Annotated in this window: 2 protein-coding genes; both read right to left on the bottom strand. The window is 65.4% G+C overall.

The genetic code is table 11. The features are described from left to right. Nucleotides 1-227: 227 nt before the first annotated feature. A complete protein-coding gene (locus K678_RS17150) occupies nt 228-473 on the bottom strand; it encodes a ribbon-helix-helix domain-containing protein (protein WP_039853767.1) in 246 nt (81 codons plus the stop codon). Further along, the coding region (locus K678_RS17155; RefSeq protein WP_021133749.1) for a Pls/PosA family non-ribosomal peptide synthetase at nt 470-3,379 on the bottom strand (2,910 nt) is incomplete at its 5' end. The genes K678_RS17155 and K678_RS17150, both read right to left, overlap by 4 nt.

The raw sequence follows: 3,379 nt of genomic DNA on the forward strand, positions 1-3,379 counted from the left end.
TGCGCCGGTGTCTGAGACCGAGATGGCGGAATGCTACCGCTTTTTGGCGACGGCTGATTACGCCGAGGGGATGGCCGCCTTCCGCGCCCGCCGTAAGCCGGTGTTCCGGGGGGAATGATACGCGATCAGCGGCCATTGCGGCCGCGGCCAAGCGGGCGGATGCCCGCACCCGGCGAGGGGCAATGATAAAGCCAGAGCACCGTGTCTCATATTTGAGGCACGGTGCTCTAAGGCTGCGGCGGCCCGCCCGCCTTGACCCAGGCCAGCACGAAGACCCGGATCGACGAGGACAGCGATCCGGGCACCTGGGGACCGAACCGCCCTGAATCGATTTCGGTGACGAGCTGATTGACCGATTGCCCCCGTTCGGTGGCAATCCGCTTCAGCTCGTCCCAAAAGGCGTCTTCCAGCGTGATGCTGCTGGCGTGGCCCGCGATCATCACCGACCGCTTCTGTACCGGCTGCCCCGTCACGGCCGTGCGGCCGAAGCTTCGGTTTGGGCCGGGGCGCCTTCCCAGACGCCATGCGGCGGAATCGCTTCGCCTTTCATCACGATGGTCAACTGGCCGATGCGGGCGAATTCGCCGACATCGGTGTCGTACAGCACGGTCGATCCGGTTCCGATGGTGACCCCCTTGCGCAAGGTCACGATGCCCACCTTCATCACCCGATCCTCGTACAGGTGGGTTTGCAAGGCCGACGCCGCGTTGATCGCGCAGAAATCACCGACATTGATGCAATCGAATTCGGTGATGTCGGTCGTGTCCATGAAAACGCCCCGGCCAAACTTGCTGCCGAACAGCCGCAGGAACCAGGGCAGGAACGGGGTGCCGCGCAGGTGATCTAGCATCACCTTGCCCGCCATGCCCCAATACATCACCGCGACCGCCTCGGTGCGCAACGCCCACCACGACCACATCGGCTTCGCGGTCGGACGGTAGCGGCCCATCATCAGCCACTTCACCGTGATCGCGCACAGGGTCAGCGCGGTCGAGATCGCGACGCTGGCGGCGCAGAACAGCACGACGACAATGCCGTAATCGTGGCGGGCAATCCATTGGTCGAGCACTTCGACCGACATGATGCCAAAGGTGATGAACAACATGCTGGGTAGCGATACCGCAAAGGCTTCGAAGAACGCCCGCCATGCCCGCCGCCACAATGGCGGCTCGAAGGTCCAAGCCGCGCCGCCGCCGTCAAAACGCTGACGCACCGGCAGTTTGATCGGCGGGCTGCCGAACCATGTGTCACCAGGGCTGATCGCGGCATTGTCAGGCGGCAACGACTTGATGCCGATCAGGGTTCCCTCGGGGATGAGGGCACCAGGAGGGATCACCGCGTCATTGCCGACAAAGACGCGCGGGCCGATCCGCACCGGCTCAAGCTCCATCCAGCCGCGCCGGACGCTTTCGTCGCCCAGGATCACCTCGTCGGCGATGAAGCATTTCTCGCCGATCTCGGTCAGGTCATAGCGTCCGGACAGATTGCAGGAAATTTCGGCGTCCTTGCCGATCTTGGCCCCCATCAGCCGGTACCAGATCCGCATGTAGACGGTGGCGTACAGCGACGACAGCGTCTCCAGCATCAGTTCGGTCGCCAGCGCGATGATCCACTTGCGGACGTAGAAGCCGCCGTAAACCGAGTAGGTCCCGGCGGTGACCACCGGCAACACGGTCCAGCGCATCGCGGCGATCAGCAACACGGTGACGACGATCAGCGCCATCGCCGTCGGCCAGGCCAGCAAAGGCAGGATATAGAGGTAATCGTGTGGGCCGCTGCCCGCCATCACCTCGCTCAGGCTTTCAAACAGATAGAAGGCCGGGAAGATCGGAATCAGGCTGATCGGCGGCAGGATCACCAGCATCAGCAGATAGAACGCGCTCAACGCCGCCTTGCGGGTCCGCGTCGCCCGCGCCGGTTCGGGCAGGGCGGCGACATCGACCGTGCCGGTCCGCCGCGCGGGCGAGCCTTCCCAGAATTCGGCCCGTCCGGTGCGGACTCCCGGCGGAACCGAGGTCAGATCGGCCAGTTCGGTTTCGTCGGCCAGCACCGTATCCGGCCCGATCACGCACGAGGTGCCGATATGGGCATCGTCGCCGATTGCGATGGTGCCGATCACCAGTTCGTTGCCGACGATTTCGGCGTTGGACAGCTTGGCCTTGCCGCCGATCACCACACCCTGGCCGATCGTGATCAGGTCAAAGGCACCGGCCTCGACCTCGCCGATGATGCAGTCGCTGCCGACCTTGGCGCCTAGCGCCCGCAGATACAGCCCCATGATCGGGGTGCCCTGGAACCATTTGATATGGGCGACATTGACCATCCGCTGCGCCAGCCACCAGCGGAAGTAATAGACGCCCCACAGCGGATAGCGGCCGGGCCGGGTGCGGCCGATCGCCAGCCATTTCAGCACGATCGAGCCCAGGATGGTCCCGATATTGATGACCGCATAGGTCAACATCAGGGTGACGATTTCGCGGCCCAGCCCGGCCTCTTCGCCGGACAGCAGCATGTAACTGACGAACACCCCCAGCCAGGGCAGGGTGGTCAGGGTCAGGATCAGCGGCATCGCTGCCGCCTGGGCCAGACCGCACAGGACGCGCCGCAGCAGCGGGGGCGGCTCGAATGACAGGTCGGCGGCAACCGTCCCCGGCGCCGGAGCCCGCGCGTCAAGCAGCGCGGCCATCGCCCGCAGGGTGCGGGTGGCATAGATTTCGGTCAGGGTCAGGCTGGCCAGCGCCGGGTCCTGGCGCACCGTCGAGACGAAGCGGGCGGCCAGCAGGGAATGACCACCGAGATCGAGGAAGAAGTCGGCCTCGAACGGGATCGACTGGCCGGGGAAGACGTGGCGGGCGGCTTCCAGCAGTTTGGCTTCGGTCGGCGTAGCCGGGTCTTCCTGCTCCTCGGCTCCGCTTTCGGTCAAGGGCAGGGTCGCCAGACTCTTGCGGTCAAGCTTGCCCGAGATCAGGCGGGGCAGGTCGCTGACCGGCTGGTACAGCGACGGAACCATGTAAGCGGGCAGCGTTTCGCGCAGCGCGGCGCGCAACGCCGTCGGTTCGGGAGTTTGACCCGGTGCCGCGACGACGAAGGCAACCAGCCGATCGGTGCCATCATCGCGGCGCAAAGCGACGGCGGCGCGCTGGATGCCGGGCAGGGCGGCGAGACGGGCTTCGATCTCGCCCAGTTCGACGCGAAAGCCGCGAATCTTGACCTGATCGTCGATGCGGCCGTGGAACAGCAGGCTTCCGGCCGGATCGAGGCTGACCGCATCGCCCGAGCGATACAGCACCGGGGCCAGACCGTCATGCTCGAACGGATTGGCGATGAATTTCTCGGCGGTCAGGTCGGCGCGGCCGAGATAACCATCGGTGACGCCCGG

The sequence above is a fragment of the Magnetospirillum fulvum MGU-K5 genome, from assembly GCF_000442515.1.
In the GTDB taxonomy this organism is placed as follows: Bacteria; Pseudomonadota; Alphaproteobacteria; order Rhodospirillales; family Magnetospirillaceae; genus Phaeospirillum; species Phaeospirillum fulvum_B.